At 71.9% G+C, this 17,573-nt stretch carries 16 protein-coding genes and 1 pseudogene; 11 read left to right on the forward strand and 6 right to left on the reverse strand.

From position 1 onward, the window contains the following. From AWZ10_RS53575 to AWZ10_RS09170, 3 genes and pseudogenes are all read left to right on the forward strand, one after another. Positions 1-109, forward strand: a pseudogene (locus AWZ10_RS53575) (acyl-CoA carboxylase subunit epsilon); the annotation flags it as partial. Positions 110-181: 72 nt separating this feature from the next. Continuing rightward, positions 182-310 (forward strand): morphogenic membrane protein MmpB, encoded by a 129-nt coding sequence (mmpB, locus tag AWZ10_RS55060; RefSeq protein ID WP_107084707.1) that lies wholly within the window; start codon positions 182-184, stop codon positions 308-310. 319 nt (positions 311-629) lie between these two features. Continuing rightward, the gene (locus tag AWZ10_RS09170) at positions 630-1,253 is read left to right on the forward strand and encodes a nucleoside triphosphate pyrophosphatase (protein ID WP_046708436.1); all 624 of its coding nucleotides are present in this window, start codon (positions 630-632) and stop codon (positions 1,251-1,253) included. A gap of 9 nt (positions 1,254-1,262) precedes the next feature. Here the strand turns inward: AWZ10_RS09170 and AWZ10_RS09175 are convergent, their stop codons facing one another. Further along, positions 1,263-1,757: a hypothetical protein gene (locus AWZ10_RS09175; RefSeq protein ID WP_173531655.1), complete on the reverse strand. Its 495-nt coding sequence runs from the start codon at positions 1,755-1,757 to the stop codon at positions 1,263-1,265. A 392-nt stretch (positions 1,758-2,149) separates the two neighbouring features. Between AWZ10_RS09175 and AWZ10_RS09180 the strand changes: the two genes are divergently transcribed. Together AWZ10_RS09180 and AWZ10_RS09185 are read left to right on the forward strand one after the other, a co-directional pair. Next, positions 2,150-3,922 (forward strand): acetyl/propionyl/methylcrotonyl-CoA carboxylase subunit alpha, encoded by a 1,773-nt coding sequence (locus AWZ10_RS09180; protein ID WP_046708438.1) that lies wholly within the window; start codon positions 2,150-2,152, stop codon positions 3,920-3,922. A 190-nt stretch (positions 3,923-4,112) separates the two neighbouring features. Beyond that, the gene (locus AWZ10_RS09185; RefSeq protein WP_060890837.1) at positions 4,113-4,679 is read left to right on the forward strand and encodes a TetR/AcrR family transcriptional regulator; all 567 of its coding nucleotides are present in this window, start codon (positions 4,113-4,115) and stop codon (positions 4,677-4,679) included. 125 nt (positions 4,680-4,804) lie between these two features. Here the strand turns inward: AWZ10_RS09185 and AWZ10_RS09190 are convergent, their stop codons facing one another. Both AWZ10_RS09190 and AWZ10_RS09195 read right to left on the reverse strand, forming a co-directional pair. Continuing rightward, positions 4,805-5,812 (reverse strand): DeoR/GlpR family DNA-binding transcription regulator, encoded by a 1,008-nt coding sequence (locus tag AWZ10_RS09190; protein ID WP_078935652.1) that lies wholly within the window; start codon positions 5,810-5,812, stop codon positions 4,805-4,807. 98 nt (positions 5,813-5,910) lie between these two features. After that, a complete protein-coding gene (locus tag AWZ10_RS09195) occupies positions 5,911-7,359 on the reverse strand; it encodes an NAD(P)H-quinone dehydrogenase (protein ID WP_037694517.1) in 1,449 nt (482 codons plus the stop codon). 190 nt (positions 7,360-7,549) lie between these two features. Between AWZ10_RS09195 and AWZ10_RS09200 the strand changes: the two genes are divergently transcribed. From AWZ10_RS09200 to AWZ10_RS09210, 3 genes are all read left to right on the forward strand, one after another. Next, positions 7,550-7,987 carry a gamma-glutamylcyclotransferase family protein gene (locus AWZ10_RS09200; protein WP_037694514.1) on the forward strand — a complete coding sequence of 146 codons (438 nt, stop codon included), beginning with the start codon at positions 7,550-7,552 and terminating at the stop codon, positions 7,985-7,987. Between the two features lie 129 nt (positions 7,988-8,116). Next, on the forward strand, positions 8,117-8,941 hold the full coding sequence (locus AWZ10_RS09205) for a purine-nucleoside phosphorylase (RefSeq protein ID WP_037694512.1): 825 nt from the start codon (positions 8,117-8,119) through the stop codon (positions 8,939-8,941). Between the two features lie 263 nt (positions 8,942-9,204). Further along, positions 9,205-10,836 (forward strand): phospho-sugar mutase, encoded by a 1,632-nt coding sequence (locus AWZ10_RS09210; RefSeq protein ID WP_046708442.1) that lies wholly within the window; start codon positions 9,205-9,207, stop codon positions 10,834-10,836. Positions 10,837-10,932: 96 nt separating this feature from the next. On the opposite strand, the gene AWZ10_RS09215 is transcribed toward AWZ10_RS09210, so the two are convergent. Both AWZ10_RS09215 and AWZ10_RS09220 read right to left on the reverse strand, forming a co-directional pair. Further along, positions 10,933-12,714 (reverse strand): hypothetical protein, encoded by a 1,782-nt coding sequence (locus AWZ10_RS09215; protein ID WP_060890838.1) that lies wholly within the window; start codon positions 12,712-12,714, stop codon positions 10,933-10,935. 238 nt (positions 12,715-12,952) lie between these two features. Further along, complete coding sequence (locus tag AWZ10_RS09220) at positions 12,953-13,699, reverse strand: PH domain-containing protein (protein ID WP_244172447.1); 747 nt, start codon at positions 13,697-13,699, stop codon at positions 12,953-12,955. Positions 13,700-13,884: 185 nt separating this feature from the next. Between AWZ10_RS09220 and deoC the strand changes: the two genes are divergently transcribed. From deoC to AWZ10_RS09235, 3 genes are read left to right on the forward strand one after another with little or no spacing between them, the layout of a single operon-like run. After that, positions 13,885-14,838, forward strand: a complete 954-nt coding sequence (deoC, locus tag AWZ10_RS09225; RefSeq protein WP_107084681.1) for a deoxyribose-phosphate aldolase — start codon at positions 13,885-13,887, stop codon at positions 14,836-14,838. Positions 14,839-14,843: 5 nt separating this feature from the next. Further along, positions 14,844-16,280, forward strand: a complete 1,437-nt coding sequence (locus AWZ10_RS09230) for an aldehyde dehydrogenase family protein (RefSeq protein ID WP_060890840.1) — start codon at positions 14,844-14,846, stop codon at positions 16,278-16,280. After that, on the forward strand, positions 16,273-17,160 hold the full coding sequence (locus AWZ10_RS09235) for an aldehyde dehydrogenase family protein (RefSeq protein WP_060890841.1): 888 nt from the start codon (positions 16,273-16,275) through the stop codon (positions 17,158-17,160). Before AWZ10_RS09230 ends, AWZ10_RS09235 begins: the two co-directional genes overlap by 8 nt. 100 nt (positions 17,161-17,260) lie before the next feature. On the opposite strand, the gene AWZ10_RS09240 is transcribed toward AWZ10_RS09235, so the two are convergent. Beyond that, a partial coding sequence (locus AWZ10_RS09240; RefSeq protein ID WP_060890842.1) for a hypothetical protein occupies positions 17,261-17,573 on the reverse strand: 313 nt, incomplete at its 5' end.

Raw genomic sequence — 17,573 nt, forward strand, 5'->3', positions numbered from 1 at the left:
CGCCGCGCCCGCGCCCCCCGACTCCTGGTCCGACCCGTCCCGCATCGCCGCCCACCGCCTGCCGGCCCCGGGCCCCACCACCTGGAGCCGCACCTACTGGCCCGGCTGAGCGGAACCGCCCCTACCAAGTTGAGTACGCGTACTCAGGCGTCCGGCCCCCCGGGCGACGCACCATCGCACCATGCTCTGGTCCGACCCTGAGAACGAGCCGCCGAAGGAACTGCGCGACACGCAGGCCATGCTTCGGCGGCTCGGCGTCATCATGGCCATAGCCATGTTCCTGGCCATGCTCGTCCTGGGCATCCTCTGACCGCCACACGACGCGCACCCCGTACGGCGACTGGCCGCGTACCCGCGAAGGCGGTGGCGCAGCCCGTACGGCGGGTTGGCCGCGTACGGCGAGAAGGGGGCGTGTCGGGGGGTGTCCGCCCGCAGCGGTTGGCGCGTCAACACGCTGGACTTCCCGGCCGACCGATTCCGCGCCGTTCCGAGGACGGACACCCCCCGGCGCGCCCCGACCCACCCCCCGCCCCAGCCGAACCGAACCGTCCACATGCCCGCGGGCACCCACTGCCGCACGGCAGGCCCACGGCTGCCGCACGGCAGGCCCACGCCGATACCCTGACCCCATGACCGCCCCGCACCCCCGCCGCCGCCTCGTGCTCGCCTCCCAGTCCCCCGCCCGGCTCAACCTGCTGCGCCAGGCCGGCCTCGCCCCCGAGGTGATCGTCAGCGGCGTGGACGAGGACGCCGTCACGGCCCCCACGCCCGCCGACCTCGCCCTGGCCCTCGCTGAGGCCAAGGCGTCCGTCGTGGCCGCGAAGCCCGAGGTCAAGGGCGCCCTGGTGATCGGCTGCGACTCGGTTCTCGACCTCGACGGCGAAGCCCTCGGCAAGCCGGCCGACGCCGAGGAGGCCACCGCCCGCTGGAAGTCCATGCGCGGCCGCGCCGGCACGCTCCAGACCGGCCACTGCGTCTACGACACGGCCACCGGCCGCCACACCTCCGCGACGGCCTCCACGGTCGTCCACTTCGGCGACCCCACCGACGAGGAGATCGCCGCGTACGTCGCCTCGGGCGAGCCCCTCCACGTGGCGGGCGCGTTCACCCTCGACGGCCGCTCGGCCCCGTTCATCGACGGCATCGAGGGCGACAACGGCAACGTCATCGGCCTCAGCCTGCCTCTGCTCCGCCGTCTGCTGGCCCAACTGGGCGTAGGCATCACAGAGCTGTGGACACCCCGCGAGAAGTGACCCGGACGGTCACGAAGCACTGGGCGCCGGAGGAACGGCCGGAGCGGCCTGCTCCGGCCCGCCGGGCCCACCCGCGTCGCCGGATCCACCGGGCACCGCGTCGGCCACCCCGTCCTGCCGGTCGTACGTCATCAGCGTGAGCAGCACGAGCCCCAGCACGACCATCATGAACGCGAAGGCGCCCCACCCGACCAGTCCCACGGTGAGCGCCCCCAGCAGCCCGTGCACGACGGCCACGCTGATGAGCAGGATCTTCCCGAGCCCGGCGGCAGGCCGGTCGCGCACCGCGACAAGCAGGGCGATCACGCCGCAGAAGACGAAGTAGAGGCCGAAGACGACACCACCGGCCTTCGTGGAGACGGACATCGCGTCCGGATCCAGCCCGGCGAGGGACATCTTCTGCCGGTCGACGACCGTGCCGAGGAACCACTGCAGCCCGGCGATCCCGAGCCCTTCCGCGAACAGCACGAACGCCGTGACCACCGCCACCGGTCTGCGGATCACCGGCCCCACCCACTTCCACTCTCGTCCTGCTGCTCTCAGCGCCCCGCACGCCCACCTCGTTACCCCAGGTAGGTGTTCGAGACATCGCGAACGCTACTAACGGGTAAACCTCGGGACAAGGGTTCTCACGAGAGCAAAGAATCGTTGGGCCATTAGTAGGGACTCCACAAAGAAACCCAACCTGCCGCAGCACGGCCGCACAGAGACCTTGACCACATCAGAGGGCTAGGGTTTCCGCATGGAGTCCTGCGCAATGCTGTGCGACAAGGGATTTCGCGGGTTGAGCGAGCCTCGGTTCACGCTCCGTGTGGGCAAGCTCACCATTGTGGACGGGTCGAAACGCCGTGTCGGCAGTCCCTAAACTCGGCTTGTTTCAAGGAGAGGGAGCCATCGTGCGCAAGGTGTTGATCGCCAACCGAGGCGAAATCGCTGTCCGCGTCGCCCGGGCGTGCCGGGACGCCGGGATCGCGAGCGTGGCCGTGTACGCCGACCCGGACCGGGACGCGCTGCATGTGCGGGCCGCGGACGAGGCGTTCGCGCTGGGCGGTGACACTCCGGCGACCAGCTACCTGGACATGGGCAAGGTCCTCCAGGCGGCGAAGGACGCGGACGCCGACGCGGTCCACCCCGGCTACGGCTTCCTCTCGGAGAACGCGGAGTTCGCCCAGGCCGTCCTGGACGCGGGTCTGATCTGGATCGGCCCGCCGCCGCAGGCGATCCGCGACCTGGGTGACAAGGTGGCGGCCCGTCACATCGCCCAGCGCGCCGGCGCGCCGCTCGTCGCGGGCACCCCCGACCCGGTCTCGGGCGCCGACGAGGTCGTGGCGTTCGCCGAGGAGCACGGTCTGCCGATCGCGATCAAGGCGGCCTTCGGCGGCGGTGGCCGCGGTCTGAAGGTCGCGCGCACCCTCGAAGAGGTCCCGGAGCTGTACGACTCGGCGGTCCGCGAGGCGGTCGCGGCGTTCGGCCGGGGCGAGTGCTTCGTGGAGCGCTACCTCGACAAGCCCCGCCACGTGGAGACTCAGTGCCTGGCCGACAGCCACGGCAACGTGGTCGTGGTCTCCACCCGTGACTGCTCCCTGCAGCGCCGCCACCAGAAGCTGGTCGAGGAGGCTCCGGCCCCCTTCCTCTCCGAGGCGCAGAACGCGGAGCTGTACGCCGCGTCGAAGGCCATCCTCAAGGAGGCCGGCTACGTCGGCGCCGGCACGGTGGAGTTCCTGGTCGGCGTCGACGGCACGATCTCCTTCCTGGAGGTCAACACCCGTCTGCAGGTCGAGCACCCGGTCACCGAGGAGGTCACCGGTATCGACCTGGTCCGCGAGATGTTCCGCATCGCCGACGGCGAGGTGCTCGGCTACGACGACCCGCCGTTGCGCGGCCACTCCTTCGAGTTCCGTATCAACGGTGAGGACCCGGGCCGGGGCTTCCTGCCCGCCCCGGGCACGGTCACGACGTTCGCCGCGCCGACCGGCCCCGGTGTCCGTCTGGACGCGGGCGTGGAGTCCGGCTCGGTGATCGGCCCGGCCTGGGACTCCCTCCTGGCCAAGCTCGTCGTCACCGGCGCCACCCGGCAGCAGGCCCTGCAGCGCGCGGCCCGCGCCCTGGACGAGTTCACCGTCGAGGGCATGGCCACCGCGATCCCCTTCCACCGCGCGGTGGTCAGGGACCCGGCGTTCGGCCCCGAACTCACCGGCGGCCAGGACCCCTTCACGGTCCACACCCGCTGGATCGAGACCGAGTTCGTCAACGACATCAAGCCCTTCGCGGCCCCCGCCGACGCCGAGGCCGAGGACGAGACGGACCGCGAGACGATCGTCGTCGAGGTCGGCGGCAAGCGCCTGGAGGTCTCTCTCCCGGCCGCCCTCGGTATGACCCTGGCCCGCACCGGTCTCGCGGCGGGCGCCAAGCCCAAGCGCCGCGCGGCGAAGAAGTCCGGCCCGGTGGCCTCCGGCGACACCCTCGCCTCCCCGATGCAGGGCACCATCGTCAAGATCGCCGTCGAGGAGGGTCAGGAGGTCAAGGAAGGCGACCTCGTGGTCGTCCTCGAAGCCATGAAGATGGAACAGCCCCTCAACGCCCACCGCTCCGGCACGATCAAGGGTCTGGCGGCCGAGGTCGGCGCCTCCATCACCTCGGGCGCGGCGATCTGCGAGATCAAGGACTGACCCGTACGTGGAACCCCCGCGCCCCGTCGTTTCCGGGGCGCGGGGCTGTATCGACATGTGGCCGGCGCCGCGTGGGCGCGATCAGCGCCACCCACCCGCACCCGCGCGACCACCCCCGTCACCCGAGCTCTTAGGCTGAACCCGCCACCCGGCGAAGAGAGCAGGTGACCCCTTGCCGACCACCCGCCCGATGCGAGCCGACGCCCGCCGCAACCGCGACCGCCTGCTCACAGAGGCCCGCCTCGCCTTCGCGTCCCACGGAACCACCGCCCCGCTCGAGGACATCGCCCGCCGGGCGGACGTCGGCATCGGCACTCTCTACCGGCACTTCCCCAACCGCCAGGCCCTCCTGAGCGCGGTCTTCGAGGAAGCCGTTCGTGACCTGCTGAGCCGCGCGCAGGAGCGACTCGACGCGGCCCAGCCCTGCATCGCACTCGTCTCCTGGCTGCGCGACATCATCACCCACGCGGGCGAATACCGCGGTCTCGCCCAGGCCCTGATGACGGTCTCGTACGCGGACTCCCGCGCCTCGGACGAGAACCCCTCGGACCTGGCCCGGTGCTGCGCCCCCATCCGGGAGGCGGGCACCGCCCTTCTCCGGCGGGCGCAACACGCCCACGCCGTACGCGACGACGTGTCCATCGGCGACCTGCTCCAGCTCACCCACGCGATCGCGCTGGCGGCCGAGGAGACCCCGGACGACCCGGAGCTGGCCGACCGCCTGCTGACGTTGACGCTGCGCGGCCTGAAGCCGTGACCGGCGAGAGGCCCCCGCCGACCTGACCGCGAAACGACAGGCCGGCGAGCGTGACCGGCCGGCGTGACCGGCGAGAAACCCCGGTGGACGTACGCGCGCGGCGCTACCCGGACGTACGCGCGGCGCTACCGGCGACGCAGGTCCGCGACGCGGGCCGCCCGCTCCCGCTCCCGTTCACCGGTCGGCGGCTGCTCCCCCAGGACCGTGGCGGTGCGCAACTGCGGCGCGGTGCCGTGGACCTGGTTGCGGCGGGGCCCCGGAAGGGGCATGTCCCGGCGTGACGGGCGCGCCGGGACGGGATCGCCTCCCGTACCACCGCCGCCCGACGCCCCCGCCACGGAGATCTGCACGCCCTGATCGGCCAGGGCCTGCAACTCGGTGAGCGCGCGGTCGTCGTGGCCGGGCGGGTCGTCGGTGACCAGCCGGGTGATCACATCGGTCGGCACCGTCTGGAACATCGTGTCGGTGCCGAGTTTGGTGTGATCGGCGAGGACGACGACCTCGGCGGCGGCCTGGACCAGCGCGCGGTCGACGGACGCCGACAGCATGTTGGACGTGGACAGGCCGCGCTCTGCGGTCAGTCCGCTCCCGGAGAGGAAGGCCTTGGAGACGCGCAGCCCCTGGAGGGACTGCTCGGCGCCGGAGCCGACCAGGGCGTAGTTGGAACCGCGCAGGGTGCCGCCGGTCATCACGACCTCCACACGGTTGGCGTGGGCCAACGCCTGGGCCACCAGCAGGGAGTTGGTGACGACGGTCAGCCCGGGGACCCGCGCGAGCCGGCGTGCCAGCTCCTGCGTGGTGGTCCCCGCCCCGACCACGATGGCCTCGCCCTCTTCGACGAAGCTCGCGGCGAGGTCGGCGATGGCCGTCTTCTCGGCGGTCGCGAGATGAGACTTCTGCGGAAAGCCGGACTCCCGCGTGAACCCGCCCGGCAATACCGCACCGCCGTGCCGGCGGTCGAGGAGTCCTTCTGCCTCCAGCGCGCGCACGTCCCGCCGTACGGTCACTTCTGAGGTCTGGACGACGCGGGCGAGCTCACGGAGCGACACCGCTCCGTTGGCCCGCACCATTTCGAGGATCAATTGACGACGTTCTGCAGCGAACACGAAACTGACAGTAACGCCAACGACCATCTGCTTTCAGCAGTTTGCGCCGAATAGCAGAAGTTGTTCGCACAGTGGGACGTGAAGTGATATAGGGGCCTTCCGGGACGGAAGCCGTCAGGCGATCGTCAGACGCCGTCGCCGGACTTGCGCGTGTGGAGCTGGCGCGCGACCTCTGCGATCGAACCCGACAGGGACGGGTACACAGTGAACGCGTTCGCGATCTGTTCGACGGTCAGGTTGTTGTCCACCGCGATCGAAATGGGGTGGATCAGCTCCGAGGCACGCGGGGAGACCACGACACCGCCCACGACGATGCCGGTGCCCGGCCGGCAGAAGATCTTGACGAAGCCGTCCCGGATGCCCTGCATCTTGGCACGCGGGTTGCGCAGCAGCGGCAGCTTCACCCCGACGGCGTCGATGACCCCGGTGTCCAGGTCGGCCTGGGTGTAGCCGACGGTGGCGATCTCGGGGTCGGTGAAGACGTTGGACGACACGGTCTTCAGGTTCAGCGGGGCCACGGCGTCGCCGAGGAAGTGGTACATGGCGATGCGGCCCTGCATGGCGGCCACGGAGGCGAGTGCGAAGACACCGGTCACGTCGCCGGCGGCGTACACGCCGGGCGCACTCGTCCGGGAGACCTTGTCGGTCCAGATGTGCCCGGACTCCTTGACCTTGACCCCGGCCTCCTCCAGGCCCATCCCCGCGCTGTTGGGGATGGCACCGACGGCCATCAGACAGTGCGAGCCGCTGATGACCCGTCCGTCCGCGAGCGTCACCTCGACCCGGTCCCCCACCCGTTTGGCGGACTGGGCTCGGGAGCGTGCCATGACGTTCATACCGCGCCGCCGGAACACGTCCTCCAGGACGGCGGCGGCGTCGGGGTCCTCGCCCGGCAGGACACGGTCACGGCTGGAGACGAGCGTGACGCGCGACCCGAGCGCCTGATAGGCGCCGGCGAACTCGGCGCCGGTCACACCGGATCCGACGACGATCAGCTCGTCGGGCAGTTCGTCCAGGTCGTAGACCTGGGTCCAGTTGAGGATCCGCTCACCGTCGGGCTGCGCGTCGGGCACCTCACGCGGATGAGCGCCGGTGGCGATGAGCACGGCGTCGGCGGTCAGCGTCTCCTCGGACCCGTCGGCGGCGCGCACCACGACCTTGCGCGACCCGTCCAGATCCTGCTGCCCCTGCAGTCGCCCGCGCCCGCGCATCACCCGCGCGCCGGCGCGCGTCACCGACGCGGTGATGTCGTGCGACTGCGCCAGCGCGAGCCGCTTCACCCTCCTGTTGACCTTGCCGAGGTCCACCCCCACGACACGCGCGGGCGTGTCGATGTGCGGGGTGTCGTCGGCGACGATGATCCCCAGCTCCTCGTAGGAGGAGTCGAAGGTCGTCATCACCTCGGCCGTCGCAATGAGGGTCTTCGACGGCACGCAGTCGGTCAGCACCGACGCCCCGCCCAGACCGTCGCAGTCCACGACGGTCACCTCCGCGCCGAGTTGCGCGGCCACCAGCGCCGCTTCATATCCGCCGGGTCCGCCACCGATGATCACGATCCGAGTCACGTACTCCATTGTCCCGTACGGAGGCCGAAGCCACTGCGCGGGGGTCCCGGCAGTGGCGGGTGATCGGCCCGCAGCGCCATCACAGGGGCGCGGGGAACCACGCGACCAGCCACAACGCCCCCGCACCCGCCGATCGACCGATCCCCCCGAGCCACTGGACACCCGGCCCCGAGCGGAGCGCTCCCGTACGCTCTCCCCCATGTCGCTCTACGCCGCCTACGCCGGCAACATGGACTCGCGCCTGATGTCCCGCCGGGCCCCCCACTCCCCGCTGCGCGCAACCGGCTGGCTGAACGACTGGCGGCTGACCTTCGGCGGCGAGCACATGGGCTGGGAGGGCGCACTGGCCACGGTCGTCGAGGCGCCGCGCTCCCAGGTCTTCGTGGCGCTGTACGACATCGCCCCCATGGACGAGGACGCGATGGACCGCTGGGTCGGCGTCGGCCTGGACATATACCGCCGGATGCGGGTCCGCGTACACACCCTGGACGGCGAGGAAGCGGCCTGGGTCTACGTCCTCAACGGCTACGAGGGCGGCCTGCCCTCGGCCCGCTACCTGGGCGAGGTCGCGGACGCGGCGGAGTCGGCGGGCGCGCCCCACGACTACGTGATGGAACTGCGCAAACGCCCCTGTTGAGGAAGGCGGCCGAGGGACGCGAGGCGGCTCGCGCGCCCGGACCCGCTGTTGGAAACGACAAGGCAACGATCCCGATCCGGTGAGCCTCGCCATCTACGCGCGTAGGCTCCGACCCGATACCCTCGTCGCGTGAACGCATCTCTCCTTCCGGACGACATCCAGGGCGACCCGTACGCCGCCGCCGACGCCGCCGCCGCGCGCCTGCGCGAACTGACGGGCGCCGAGACCCACGACGTCGCGCTGGTGATGGGCTCCGGCTGGGCCCCGGCCGTGGACGCCCTCGGGGCCCCCGAGGCCGAGTTCCAGGTCACCGAGCTGCCCGGCTTCCCGCCGCCGGCGGTCGAGGGCCACGGCGGCAAGGTCCGCTCGTACAAGATCGGTGACAAGCGCGCGCTCGTCTTCCTGGGCCGCACCCACTACTACGAGGGCCGCGGAGTAGCCGCCGTCGCGCACGGCGTCCGTACCGCCGTCGCCGCCGGTGTGAAGACGATCGTCCTCACCAACGGCTGCGGCGGTCTCCGCGAGGGCATGCGTCCCGGTCAGCCGGTCCTGATCAGCGACCATCTGAACCTGACGGCGGCGTCGCCGATCGTCGGCGCGAACTTCGTCGACCTCACGGACCTCTACTCCCCGCGCCTGCGCGCCCTGTGCAAGGAGATCGACCCCTCGTTCGAGGAGGGCGTCTACGCGCAGTTCACGGGCCCCCACTACGAGACCCCGGCGGAGATCCGCATGGCCCGCGTCATCGGCGCGGACCTGGTCGGCATGTCCACGGTGCTGGAGGCCATCGCCGCCCGCGAGGCCGGCGCCGAGGTCCTGGGCATCTCCCTGGTGACCAACCTGGCGGCCGGGATGACGGGCGAGCCCCTGAACCACGAAGAGGTCCTCCAGGCGGGCCGCGACTCGGCGACGCGCATGGGCGCGCTGCTGACGCAGGTGCTGAACCGCCTGTAGCGCCCAAGATCCCGGGGGTCGGTTCATCGGCGGGTACGGGTTGTGGGGGCTGGTCGCGCAGTTCCCCGCGCCCCTGGAAAGCAGCGGCTGCGCCCGCTGCTTTCCAGGCCCGCAGGGCTTGGTCTTCAGGGGCGCAGGGCCTGGTCTTTCAGGCCCTGCGCCCCTGAACCTTCAGGGGCGCGGGGAACTGCGCGACCCGCCCCCACTCACCCGCGGACAATGAACTCGGACCCACACGAACAAAGAACGAGAGGTTGACCCCCGTGCACGACGACCTGATCGCCCGCGCCAAGGCGTGGCTGGCCGAGGATCCCGACCCGGAGACCCGGGACGAACTCGGCGGGCTGATCGACGCGGCGGACACGGCGGAGCTCACCACCCGCTTCTCCGGCACCCTCCAGTTCGGCACCGCGGGCCTGCGCGGTGAACTCGGCGCCGGCCCCATGCGCATGAACCGCTCGGTCGTCATCCGCGCCGCCGCGGGCCTCGCCGCGTATCTGAACAAGAAGGGCGCCACCGGCGGCCTCGTCGTCATCGGCTACGACGCCCGCCACAAGTCCGCCGACTTCGCCCGCGACACGGCCGCCGTGATGACCGGCGCGGGCCTGCGCGCGGCCGTCCTCCCCCGCCCCCTCCCCACGCCCGTCCTGGCCTTCGCCATAAGGCACCTGGGCGCGGTGGCCGGCGTGGAGGTCACGGCCAGCCACAACCCGCCGCGCGACAACGGCTACAAGGTCTACCTGGGCGACGGCTCCCAGATCGTGCCACCGGCCGACGCCGGGATCGCGGCCGAGATCGACGCCGTACGCTCCCTCGACGACGTCCCCCGCCCCGACGCCGGCTGGGACACGCTCGACGACAGCGTCCTGGACGCCTACCTGGCCCGTACGGACGCGGTCCTCGCGCCCGGTTCCCCCCGCACCGCCCGCACGGTCTACACGGCCATGCACGGCGTCGGCAGGGACACGCTGCTCGCTGCCTTCGCCCGCGCGGGCTTCCCGGAGCCCGTCCTCGTCGCCGAGCAGGCGGACCCGGACCCGGACTTCCCGACGGTCGCCTTCCCCAACCCGGAGGAGCCCGGCGCGATGGACCTCGCCTTCGCGAAGGCCCACGAGACGGACCCCGACCTGATCGTCGCGAACGACCCCGACGCCGACCGCTGCGCAGCGGCGGTCAAGGACGGCGCCGACTGGCGGATGCTGCGCGGCGACGAGGTGGGCGCGCTCCTCGCCACCCACCTGGTCGCGCGCGGAGTGCAGGGCACGTTCGCCGAGTCCATCGTCTCCTCCTCCCTCCTCGGCCGTATCGCCGAGAAGGCGGGCCTTCCCTACGAGGAGACCCTCACCGGCTTCAAGTGGATCGCCCGCGTCGAGAACCTGCGCTACGGCTACGAGGAGGCCCTCGGCTACTGCGTCGACCCCGAGGGCGTCCGCGACAAGGACGGCATCACGGCGGCCCTCCTCATCACGGAACTCGCCTCGCAGCTGAAGGAGGAGGGCCGCACCCTCCTGGACCTGCTGGACGACATCGCCGTCGAGCACGGCCTGCACGCCACCGACCAGCTCTCGGTCCGCGTCCAGGACCTCTCGCTCATCGCCCGCGCGATGGAGCGGCTCCGCGAGCGGCCGCCGACCGCCCTCGCCGGCCTGGCCGTCACCGGGGCCGAGGACCTGACGCGGGGCACGGACCGGCTCCCGCCCACGGACGGCCTGCGCTACACCCTCGACGGCGCCCGCGTGATCGTCCGCCCCAGCGGCACGGAACCCAAGCTGAAGTGCTACCTGGAGGTCGTGGTGCCGGTCGCCGACCACGCCGGTCTCCCGGCGGCCCGTACGAAGGCCGCCGGTCTGCTGGCCGGGATCAAGCGGGACCTGTCGGAGGCGGCGGGTATCTGACGCTCCCTGGCCCTGGCTCAGAACGCACCCGGGCCCCGACCGGTGATCCGGTCGGGGCCCGGGTGCGTTCGGGCCGGGGACCGGCCGGACAGGCGGTTACGGCACCAGCACCAGCGCCGCCACCCACACCACGGCCAGCACCGCACCCAGCGGCCACAACGGCAGCCCCCGGCCCTCGTACTCCCCATCGGGACGCAGGGCGGGCTCCCGCCACATGGCGGTGATCTCGGCGGCGGTCCTCTCGTACGGGTGCACCAGACGCAGCCTCCGCTCCAGCCCGCGCCAGCGCTCCGCCCGGACGGACCAGGGCGTGAACGACTCCTGGCGGCTGTCCACCGTCAGCACGGTACCGGCGCACCGGACGGTCGTGAGGTGGTCCCACTCGATGTGCCGGGTCCGGCTCCAGTCGCTCAGCCACAGGCCCGAGCGGTCGGCGGTGATGCGCCAGGCCAGCATCCGGGGCAGCACGAGGACTCCGAAGACGCCGATGGCGCCACCGAGGACGTACTGCGTCAGCCCGTCCGGGTACAGCCCGACGGCGGCCACCGCGGCGATCATGAAGAGGGCGGCGGTCCAGTCGGCCCACCCCGCCCGCCAGCGCCGTACGGCCACCGGCTCGTCGCCCAGCCGCGCCCTGCTCTCCGTCACGGCCGTGGCACGCAGCTCCTCGTGGGCCGTGCTCCGCCTCGCCCTGGCCCGCTGCGCGGCGACCCGACGCCGTACGGCCCGGTCGGACAGGGGTCGCACCGGCCCGCTCGACGACTCGACGACCAGGTCCGCGGGCGAACCGCCCACGTCCTCGGCCCCGTCGGTGCCGCCCGGCTCTCCCGGCTTCTCCAGGTCCACCGGCCCCGGGGACTCCGTCTCCTCCGGCTTCTCCGCCGCGCTGACGATCACGATCTCGGCGCCCTCGTGGGGCGGCCCGTACAGCACGGCCTCGCGCAGGGGGCCGGGCTGTTCGTCGTCATCGTCGACGTCCTCGACGGCGTCGAGGAGTTCGTCCCGCTCCTCCCGGCCGATGCCTTCCTCGACCTCCTCGTCGCTCTCCTCGTACCACTCCTCGGCCGCGACGGTGAACAGCGGCCGCAGTGCCTCCACGTCGTCGGCGGCGAAGACCTCGGCGTCCCCGTCGGCGCCGTCGCGTACGAGCACCCGCAGCACCGGCACGGGAGCGCCCCGCAGTGCGGCGGCCCGGCGGCGCCCCAGCCACCCGGAGAGCAGCGAGGTGAGCCCCCAGCCGACGACGAACCAGCCGACGAGGGCGACCTCGTGCCGGTCGGTGGCGAGGTCCCGGCCGGAGGCGAGGGAGAGCAGGCCCGCTCCGAGTACGGCCAGCACACAGCCGGAGCCCATGAGGAACCGGCCGCGCCGCAGCGGCCCCGCCTCGTCGGGCACCGTGGCGGTGGCCCCCTCGGCGGCCGCCAGGGCCCACTGCCGCTGGAGTCTGCGCTTGCTCAGCCGGACCTCGGCCGCGGCCCAGGTGAAGGTCACGGCGATGAGGCCCAGCAGGGTCGGCACATCGCGTGATCCCCCGTACCAGGCCAGCAGGAGCATGAGTACCGGCGCCGAGAACCGTACGACCTCGGGCCTGACCAGGGTCCACACCAGTTGCAGCGGGACCAGGACGGCGAGGGCGGCGGGCACCTCCGCGAAGTTCGCCAGCCAGAAGCCGACGATCAGGCCGCCCGGGACCACGGCGAGGAGGTGCAGGGGGCGGGTCCTGGCCGGTACCCATACGGGCGGCCGGGTCCGCGCCCAGGCCTCCAGCTTCTCCCCGCTCCAGGCGGCGCAGCCCTCGGGCACGGCGGTCGCGGGCAGCCGGTGGGGGGGTGGGGGTGGGGACCCGGGCTGCGGCCGGGGCTCAAGGTTCGTACTCATCGTTCTGTGGACACTCCGGCCGCCATCGTGGTTACGCCGTTCGTCGCGCGCGATCCGACGCGATCCAAGCGGACCAAGCTGTGAAGGCGGGACGCACGGGCACGTTCCGGCCCAACAGACCCTGGCTCCTGGGCGGTTGGGATCTCGCATGCTTCCCGGACGTCTCGTCCGGCGCGTTCCAGGCCACCATAGAACAGATGTCCGGGGCTCTTCCCTGGAAAAGCCCCGCAGAGCGAGGTCACCCGACGGCGATCAGCACCAGCAGCAGGACGGCCCCCGCCAGCGCGGGCCCCACGACCTCCCAGGCCCACCGCACGCTCGGCTCGCCCCGCGACCCGACCGCCTTCGCCCGCGCCTCGCACAGCTCTCGCAGATCGGCCATGATCTGGTCCGTCTCCGCCCGCACGGGCCGCCCGTCCGAGGCCGTACGCCCCCCGCCCTCGCCCTTGGCCGCCCGCCGAGCGTCCCGGGCCTGATGCCGAGCGGCCTTCTTACGGCCACGCAGCGAAACGGGAATCGCCCAGAGCTGGTACTTGGCGCCGCTCTCGTCGATCACCTCGTTGGTGTAGCCGGACCGCAGTGACACGACACTGGCCCACGGCAGCTCGATCACCCGAAACGGATTCCGCACGCGCAGCCGGTCGTCGTTGGCGAACACGGCCGGCCGCACCGAGAAGGCGACCACCAACGGCACGGCCACCAGCATCGAGGCCAGCGCCAGCCAGGGCGTACGCCCCTCCCCCGAGACCACCGCGTCCCCGCCGAGCCACGCGAACAGCCCGAGCAGCAGCACACCGCCCACCAGCCCGGCGGGCGACCGGTACACCCGGTCCTTGTACACGGGCTTGTCGGGCTTCGACGCAGACGCCGCAGCCACCGGAGCCTGCCCGGCCTTCGGGGTCTCCGAAGCCGACCCAGCCTCCGTACGCTCGCGAGCCGCCGAGGTGTGCTCCGGCTCGGGCGACGATTGATCCGAGGTGCTCATACGTCCGATTCTGCCCGATGCCCCGCACCCGTCCGCAGCCCACCCGGGGCGCGCCCCACACAGGCCTCGGCCGCCACCCACCACCCGTACCCACCCGACACCCGCGCTCCCGAGCCGCAGGGCGCCCACAAACAATCCGGGGGCTGTACACCTGCTACGCGCGTAGATATGCTCGTCTGGTGACCATGTCCACAGCTGCACCCCACGCTCTCGCCGACGTCACCGCGTCCGACAGCACGCTGCGCCGCTTCCTCCACGGGCTGCCCGGCGTCGACGCGGTCGGCCTGGAGGCGCGCGCCGCCTCGCTCGGCACCCGTTCCATCAAGACGACCGCCAAGGCGTACGCCATCGACCTGGCCATCTCCATGGTCGACCTGACGACGCTGGAAGGCGCGGACACCCCGGGCAAGGTCCGGTCCCTCGGCGCCAAGGCGGTCCTCCCCGACCCTGGCGACCGCACGGCCCCCTCGACGGCCGCGGTCTGCGTCTACCCCGACATGGTGCCCGCCGCCAAGGCCGCCGTCGCCGGTTCCACCGTCAAGGTCGCCTCCGTCGCCACCGCGTTCCCGGCGGGCCGCGCCGCCCTCGCCGTGAAGCTGGCCGACGTCCACGATGCCGTCACCGCCGGCGCCGACGAGATCGACATGGTCATCGACCGCGGCGCGTTCCTCTCGGGGAACTACCTCAAGGTCCACGACGAGATCACCGCCGTGAAGGAGGCCTGCGGCTCCTCGGCCCGCCTGAAGGTCATCTTCGAGACCGGCGAACTCTCGACCTACGACAACATCCGCCGCGCCAGCTGGCTCGGCATGCTCGCGGGCGCGGACTTCATCAAGACCTCGACCGGCAAGGTCGCGGTGAACGCCACTCCCGCCAACACCCTCCTCATGCTGGAAGCCGTCCGCGACTTCCGCGCCCAGACCGGCGTCCAGATCGGCGTGAAGCCCGCCGGCGGCATCCGCACCACCAAGGACGCGATCAAGTTCCTCGTCCTGGTCAACGAGACCGTCGGCGAGGACTGGCTGGACAACCACTGGTTCCGCTTCGGCGCGTCCTCGCTCCTCAACGACCTGCTGATGCAGCGCCAGAAGCTGGCCACCGGCCGCTACTCCGGCCCCGACTACGTGACGGTGGACTGATCCCCATGGCTTCCGCATTCGAGTACGCACCGGCCCCCGAGTCCCGGGCGGTCGTCGACATCGCCCCCTCCTACGGCCTGTTCATCGACGGCGAGTTCACCGAGGCCGCCGACGGCAAGGTCTTCAAGACGGTCAGCCCCGCCTCCGAGGAGGTCCTCTCCGAGATCGCCCAGGCCGGCGAGGCGGACGTGGACCGCGCGGTGAAGGCGGCCCGCAGGGCCTTCGAGAAGTGGTCCGCGCTCCCGGGCGCGGAGCGCGCGAAGTACCTCTTCCGCATCGCCCGCATCGTCCAGGAGCGCAGCCGCGAACTGGCCGTCCTCGAAACCCTCGACAACGGCAAGCCCATCAAGGAGACCCGCGACGCCGACCTCCCCCTGGTCGCCGCGCACTTCTTCTACTACGCGGGCTGGGCCGACAAGCTCGACCACGCCGGCTTCGGCGCGAACCCCCGCCCCCTGGGTGTGGCGGGCCAGGTCATCCCCTGGAACTTCCCGCTCCTCATGCTCGCGTGGAAGATCGCCCCGGCGCTCGCGACCGGCAACACGGTCGTCCTGAAGCCGGCGGAGACCACACCCCTGTCGGCGTTGTTCTTCGCGGACATCTGCCGCCAGGCGGGCCTCCCCAAGGGCGTCGTCAACATCCTCCCCGGCTACGGCGACGCGGGCGCGGCCCTGGTCGCGCACCCGGACGTGAACAAGGTCGCCTTCACGGGCTCCACGGCGGTCGGCAAGCAGATCGCCAGGACGGTCGCGGGCAGCCGCAAGAAGCTGACCCTCGAACTGGGCGGCAAGGGCGCGAACATCGTCTTCGACGACGCCCCCATCGACCAGGCCGTCGAGGGCATCGTGACCGGCATCTTCTTCAACCAGGGCCAGGTCTGCTGCGCGGGCAGCCGCCTCCTGGTCCAGGAGTCGATCCAGGACGAGCTGCTCGACTCGCTGAAGCGCCGCCTGTCGACGCTCCGCCTCGGCGACCCGCTGGACAAGAACACGGACATCGGCGCGATCAACTCCGAGGAGCAGCTCACCCGCATCACCTCGCTCGTCGAGCGCGGCGAGGCGGAGGGCGCCGAGCGCTGGTCCCCGGCCTGCGAACTCCCCTCCGCGGGCTACTGGTTCGCCCCGACGCTCTTCACGAACGTCACCCAGGCGCACACGATCGCGCGGGACGAGATCTTCGGCCCGGTCCTGTCGGTGCTCACCTTCCGCACCCCGGACGAGGCCGTCGCCAAGGCCAACAACACCCAGTACGGCCTCTCGGCGGGTATCTGGACCGAGAAGGGCTCCCGGATCCTGGCCGTGGCGAACAAGCTCCGCGCGGGCGTCGTCTGGTCCAACACGTTCAACAAGTTCGACCCGACGTCGCCGTTCGGCGGCTACAAGGAGTCGGGCTTCGGCCGCGAGGGCGGCCGCCACGGCCTGGAGGCGTACCTCGATGTCTGACCGCCTGTCTGTTTTCAAGACCTACAAGCTGTACGTCGGCGGGAAGTTCCCGCGTTCCGAGAGCGGCCGGGTGTACGAGGTGAGCGACTCGAAGGACAAGTGGCTGGCGAACGCCCCGCTCTCCTCCCGCAAGGACGCCCGTGACGCGGTCGTCGCCGCCCGCAAGGCGTTCGGCGCCTGGTCCGGCGCTACGGCGTACAACCGCGGACAGGTCCTCTACCGCGTCGCCGAGATGCTGGAGGGCCGCAAGGGCCAGTTCGTCCACGAGGTCGCCGACGCCGAGGGCCTGTCGAAGTCGAAGGCAGCCGCCCTGGTGGAGGCGACGATCGACCGCTGGGTCTGGTACGCGGGCTGGACCGACAAGATCGCCCAGGTGGTCGGCGGCGGAAACCCGGTGGCGGGCCCGTACTTCAACCTCTCCTCCCCCGAACCGACCGGCGTGGTGGCGGTTCTGGCCCCCCAGGAGTCGTCCTTCCTGGGCCTGGTCTCGGTCCTCGCCCCGGTGATCGCGACCGGCAACACGGCGGTCGTGATCGCGAGCGAGAAGTCCCCCCTCCCGGCTCTCTCCCTCGGCGAGGTCCTCGCCACCTCCGACGTCCCCGGCGGCGTGGTCAACGTCCTCTCCGGCCGTACGGCGGAGATCGCGGCGCCTCTCGCCGCCCACCAGGACGTCAACGCGATCGACCTGGCCGGCGCGGACGAGGTCCTGGCGAAGGAGCTGGAGATCGCCGCGGCCGACAACCTCAAGCGCGTCCTGCGTCCACAGCCTGTGGACGACTGGTCGGCCACGCCGGGCATCGACCGCATGACGGCGTTCCTGGAGACGAAGACGGTGTGGCACCCTACGGGGTCGCTGGGCGCGTCGGGGTCCTCGTACTGAGCAGGAGCGCCCCGTGAGGGGCGGGGAACCGCGTGACCTGCCAGGGACGGCCCGCACCGTCACCTCGGACCGCGCGGTTCCCCCAACTCCTCGCCGCTCCTCAGCCCTTCAGTCCGCCCACCACCTGCCCCACCAACGGAATGCTCCCGATCGACGGAGCCTGCGCCACCGGTCCGGTCAGGGCCGTCGACCTCAGCGGCTTGAAGTCGGCGAGCTGCGTGCCCACCCCGTTGTCGAGGGGGTCGACCCCCGTGCCCGCCAGCGGGTTGGGCTTGAGGCCGGCGATCGGCCCGGTGACGTACCCGACGGTGCCGTTGAGTGCCTGCAGACCCGCCAGCGGGTCGACCTGGCCGAGCGAGGTGGGCCGGGTGCGCAGCACGTCGACGACCGGGGCGGCGCTGTCCGCCGGCGCG

This window comes from Streptomyces europaeiscabiei (assembly GCF_001550375.1).
Taxonomy (GTDB): Bacteria; Actinomycetota; Actinomycetes; order Streptomycetales; family Streptomycetaceae; genus Streptomyces; species Streptomyces europaeiscabiei.

What these genes read in the sequence shown, in the direction of transcription:
- mmpB (WP_107084707.1), top strand. Translation starts at nt 182, where the DNA reads ATGCTCTGGTCCGACCCTGAGAACGAGCCGCCGAAGGAACTGCGCGAC.
- AWZ10_RS09200 (WP_037694514.1), top strand. Translation starts at nt 7,550, where the DNA reads ATGTCGCTCTACGCCGCCTACGCCGGCAACATGGACTCGCGCCTGATG.
- AWZ10_RS09190 (WP_078935652.1), bottom strand. Translation starts at nt 5,812, where the DNA reads ATGGTCGTTGGCGTTACTGTCAGTTTCGTGTTCGCTGCAGAACGTCGT.
- AWZ10_RS09230 (WP_060890840.1), top strand. Translation starts at nt 14,844, where the DNA reads ATGGCTTCCGCATTCGAGTACGCACCGGCCCCCGAGTCCCGGGCGGTC.
- AWZ10_RS09185 (WP_060890837.1), top strand. Translation starts at nt 4,113, where the DNA reads ATGCGAGCCGACGCCCGCCGCAACCGCGACCGCCTGCTCACAGAGGCC.
- AWZ10_RS09235 (WP_060890841.1), top strand. Translation starts at nt 16,273, where the DNA reads ATGTCTGACCGCCTGTCTGTTTTCAAGACCTACAAGCTGTACGTCGGC.
- AWZ10_RS09195 (WP_037694517.1), bottom strand. Translation starts at nt 7,359, where the DNA reads ATGGAGTACGTGACTCGGATCGTGATCATCGGTGGCGGACCCGGCGGA.
- deoC (WP_107084681.1), top strand. Translation starts at nt 13,885, where the DNA reads ATGTCCACAGCTGCACCCCACGCTCTCGCCGACGTCACCGCGTCCGAC.
- AWZ10_RS09215 (WP_060890838.1), bottom strand. Translation starts at nt 12,714, where the DNA reads ATGAGTACGAACCTTGAGCCCCGGCCGCAGCCCGGGTCCCCACCCCCA.
- AWZ10_RS09220 (WP_244172447.1), bottom strand. Translation starts at nt 13,699, where the DNA reads ATGAGCACCTCGGATCAATCGTCGCCCGAGCCGGAGCACACCTCGGCG.
- AWZ10_RS09170 (WP_046708436.1), top strand. Translation starts at nt 630, where the DNA reads ATGACCGCCCCGCACCCCCGCCGCCGCCTCGTGCTCGCCTCCCAGTCC.